The following is a 4,435-nucleotide window of genomic DNA, read 5'->3' on the forward strand; positions in this document are numbered from 1 at the left end:
ATGAGAGATAAACTGCATCCTATCAGGTTGGCGTTGGACCGGATCCAGCCCATTGGATTAAATACGACCTCTGTCAATGTCTCTATCCTCCTACTCGACTGACTTCTTGCTGATTTTAGCCGCTAATCAGGGGGGAATTATGACGGTTTTCAGTGCGGGGCGTCAGTTCTGTGGCATTAATAGGCAAGCGATTCACATAACGGTGCGATCGCCTCCGATGGTCCGACCAGAGAGATGTAAGCTTGAGTCAGATATCGACCGGCAGCTTCCTGGGCCTCCTCTGGAGAAATTCCGGCAACCTCTTCAGTGAAGCGCGTATCAAAATCAATCCCTAGACCCAAGATTTCATACCAACCAAAGACTTGAGCGATTTGAGCGTTGGTTTGCTTGCCAAGGGCATATTGACCAAGGAGCTTATTTTTGGCTGACTGTAACTCGTCCTCAACCAAGGTGGTATTGCTCAAACGCTCCACTTCAGTTTGTAGACATTTAAGGGCGATCGCCGTATTTTCATGAGCCGTCCCCATATAAACCACAAACGCCGATTCCCGCAGCCGAGTCGGGTAGAATGCCGAAACATCGTATGCTAAACCCCGTTTTTCCCGGAGTTCCACAAATAACCGGCTGGATAACCCATTTCCCAAATAAGTATTCAGTAACTTGAGGATGGCATAATCCCTCGGGTTGGGATTCAAGGGGTCATTTCCCAAAACCGAAGGACCCAGATACCCTGCCATCACGATGGACTGTTGAGTATCCTGGATGGAACTGAGAAAGCGGGGATTTGGTTTTAATCGGGGTAATTCCAAGGGTGGCACAGCAACAGAAGGAGCCTGCCAATCTCCAAACACGGATTCAACCAAAGCCGTTGCTTCTAACGGTGAAATTCGACCCGTGAGACTAATCACGATGCGATCGGGGCGAAAATAGGTCTGATGATAGGTTTGTAAATCGAACCGAGTCAACTGAGATACCGTAGCTTCCGTTCCCAGAACCGAACAAGCGTAGGGGTGATCTGGGTACATTGCTCGCCGCATTTGGTCATAGCCAATGGTAAACGGTTGTTCCTGCTGAGAGCGAATTCCTTGCAGAGTTAGACGGCGTTCCAGTTCCACCTCAGACTCAGGAAAAGTGGGCGATCGCAACAGTTCATGAGATAGCCGCAACAACTCCGGGAAATCCCCCGAAACCGTCTTCAAACTCAGCAAAAAATAATCCGGCGTCGTATCGGTACTCAGGGTCGCCCCCACCGACTCCACCAATTCAGCAATTTCTAAGGACGATCGCCCTGAAGTCCCCTTCGTCAACACCGCAGACAGCAGATGCGACAATCCCGCCTGAGTTGGGGACTCCCAAGAACTCCCGGCATTAATAAAAATTCGGGCAGCAATGATATCAGCGGCGGGATTTTCCACGGCAATCACCACTATGCCATTGTCCAAAACCGTGCGATGGATTGTCTTCTCTAGCGATTGCGTCACGTTCTGTGTCACGAAAATTAGGTTCCTTGTATTTGTCTGAGGTGGATTCGTCTGGGGTTTAACTCAGTCCAGAGGTTTGAGTTCTGTGACTGCGTAATATTGGGGGCATAAATAGTTATTGGCTACCCGTTGCAAGTCTGCTGCATTATAGGATTGAATGCAATCAGGATAGGCAACGGCTGCCGTGGCTTCGGCAATGGTTTGATAGTAACCATACAACCCAGCTAGTTGAGACGGGGTTTCGGTGGAAAAGGCATAATCATTACAGAGCAGACGTTGAGCGCGGGCCAGTTCCGCCTTACTAATGGGTTGAGCCTGTAACTCATCGATGCGATCGAGAATCACATTTTCCACCAGATCCAGATGTTTTGGATCGAGCCATGCTCCAATTGTAAACAAGCTGGAATCCCGTTGGAGCGAAAAATCGCTACCGATGCCGTGAACCAGTCCCCGGAGCTCCCGCAATTCTCGCACCAATCGGGAATTTCGTCCCTCTGCCAGGACGACTGCCAGCAAGTCTAACCCGTAGGCATCATGTAACTCTTCTACCCCGGGTCCTGTCCAAGCTAGGGTTAACCTCGCCACTTCCAAACGCGGTAAGAACAGTTCCCGACGCCGAACTTCGGTCATTGGGGGTTCTGCTTCTTGTTTGAGGTCCTCCCATTCCAGGGGAGTGGGAAAGCTGTTGAAGGAGTCCTGTACTAAGTCGAGGGTTTCGGCTAAGGTGACGTTGCCGACGATCGCCACGGTCATATTTTCCGGTTGGTAGTGGCAGCGATGGAACATCCGCATTTCTTCGGGCGATCGCTCCATCAAAATTTCCGCCTCGCCAAATACTGGGCGTCGATAAGGATGCTGGTGATAAATGGTCTCCATCATCGCTTGAAATCCCAGCCAATCAGGATTATCCACCGATTGGCGAATTTCTTCCAGTACCACGTCCCGTTCCCGCAGAAATTCATCATCGGGAATCGCTGGATGCAGCAACAGATCCGCCAAGGCAGGCAGACTTTCTTTTAAATAGGGTGCGGCAACGGTAATGAAAAAGTGAGCATAGTCATGACTCGTGGCGGCATTGGTCATCCCACCCCGATTTTCAATCAGACAGTCAAAGGCACCTGGAGGCTGGATTAGGGTCCCTTTGAAAATCATGTGTTCCAGGAAATGAGCCATTCCTGACCAGGTGTCAGGTTCTCGGATTGCACCTGCTTTAACCCACACATCAACCACAACCACGGGTGTAGCACTGATATGTTGGTGAATCACGGTTAATCCATTCGCCAGCCTTACGATATTTCCTGGAAACTCCGATTTCTTGAGCAGTGCAGACAAACTTTCTAATCTCAAACCTGAATTTAGTGATAAATTATCTCATCCTAACGCTTCATTTCACACTATGCTGCATGAATTGATACAGACTTTCTCTGGAACGGGAGAAAGGGGATAGGGAACTTTTGAAAATTCTCTGCCATTTCCTCCCTAGAGGGACCCCATCGAACCGGATAGGGGTCCCGGCTTCGTTGCCCACAGCCTGATGATTGTGGGTAGGGTCTTCGTTCAACTTTCCTTTGCCTACGGGTCTCAAGTATTCGACTTTAACCCAATTGAAAATCCAGGGGTTTCTGAACCCTTCCCTGATTTTTATCCGGATGGAATAATTTTCAGTCTGTGTTGTAAGGAAGAAGCGTTACATCGGTTGGAATGCGGAATTTCCCGAATTTCTGCAAACTGAAACTCGAAGAGTTAGAGGACCAAACCCTCATCTTTAATCCTAGACTCTCCCGAGAGCGATCGCCTTGACTGAGGTTCGTTCATTAATTTATTTTTTAAACATCTCACATTGTGTAAAGTCAGGGATTGATTGAGATTTTCAATCGGTTTAAAGAAACTCTCCGCAAATTGGGGATTTGATAATATTTTAAAGTTAAATTTTTCTGTTTATTAAGAAAGATTGTCCCTGAAAATAAGCTATAAGGATTGACTTGAGGCAGAGAAGCCTCCTGAGACGTGACTGCCCTTGAATGAGTTGGCAGTCACGTTGTTTTTTAATCCCCAAAGGAATATTTCTGTACCCCAATGGGGAAATGAAGCACTTTCGTATCTATCTTTACAAAGTTGTCGGGACGAGATTATCAGCCAAGCGGATTGGGGCTAAACCGGAGCTGGAAGAATTGAATAATAAAGGATGAGACGAATTTGACTTTGAAATGTTCCGGATATTGGAGCTTTAGACACGAGAGGGTTTGACCCCAAATAATTTAAAAAATAGCCGGATGTTTTGTAGATATTCCGTAGAGAGAAATAACAGTCAAAAAAGGAATTTATCTATGAGCATCTACAAATGCTTTGTGTTATCTGGCTTGCTCTTATTAGGGATGAATGCCAACTTTTCAGGCATTGAATATCTTACTTCAAAAGAAAATAACTCCGATGGAAATGCTCAAATTGCCAGCGCGGATGTCTCCCGTGGAACCGAACCTGATCATCGGGGAAGTGGACGATAAGAACCTCACCGATCGCCCAATTGACGATTGCGCAGAGCGTTCCCAGGTCAAGATCAACACAGACCCGAACCAACGCCAGTTTGAAGCCAAAATTCCTGATAGTCTATGGGGTTGGCGCTCATCAGTCAGCGCAACGCAGGAATTCATTCCAGGGTACATCTTTCCATTTTTCCGGTCATTCCCATTCCTCATGACAGAACTCATCAGAGCACTTTAAAGCTGCTCCTGTTCATGGAGCGATCGCCATCAAACCTGATGGAAGGCGATCGGGTCCAGACAGAAAACCGTACCTGATCAAGGTACTATCTGGTCGGATTGACACTCCCGATGTCTAAAGACACGGGGATTCTTGCACAGCCTTAGACCAAAGCCTAAGTCTGATGGGCACTGCTCATTGTGCCTCTAATAAGTCCGCTCAAATTAGATTTGAACTTTCCCTTTACGTTTAGG

3 protein-coding genes are annotated in these 4,435 nt (G+C 47.6%); 1 reads left to right on the forward strand and 2 read right to left on the reverse strand.

Features of this window, described 5'->3' with window-relative positions:
* Window positions 1-176 precede the first annotated feature (176 nt).
* Window positions 177-1,493 (reverse strand): insulinase family protein, encoded by a 1,317-nt coding sequence (locus tag J0895_RS04380; protein ID WP_207086905.1) that lies wholly within the window; start codon window positions 1,491-1,493, stop codon window positions 177-179.
* Between the two features lie 51 nt (window positions 1,494-1,544).
* Window positions 1,545-2,813 carry a M16 family metallopeptidase gene (locus J0895_RS04385; RefSeq protein ID WP_207086906.1) on the reverse strand — a complete coding sequence of 423 codons (1,269 nt, stop codon included), beginning with the start codon at window positions 2,811-2,813 and terminating at the stop codon, window positions 1,545-1,547.
* Window positions 2,814-3,808: 995 nt separating this feature from the next.
* Between J0895_RS04385 and J0895_RS04390 the strand changes: the two genes are divergently transcribed.
* Window positions 3,809-3,985 (forward strand): hypothetical protein, encoded by a 177-nt coding sequence (locus J0895_RS04390; protein ID WP_207086907.1) that lies wholly within the window; start codon window positions 3,809-3,811, stop codon window positions 3,983-3,985.
* Window positions 3,986-4,435 lie beyond the last annotated feature (450 nt).

This window comes from Phormidium pseudopriestleyi FRX01 (genome assembly GCF_017313335.1).
Classification (GTDB): Bacteria; Cyanobacteriota; Cyanobacteriia; order Cyanobacteriales; family Laspinemataceae; genus Laspinema; species Laspinema pseudopriestleyi.

Excerpts from the sequence above, each read along its gene's own strand:
- J0895_RS04390 (WP_207086907.1), top strand. The coding sequence starts at position 3,809 with ATGAGCATCTACAAATGCTTTGTGTTATCTGGCTTGCTCTTATTAGGG.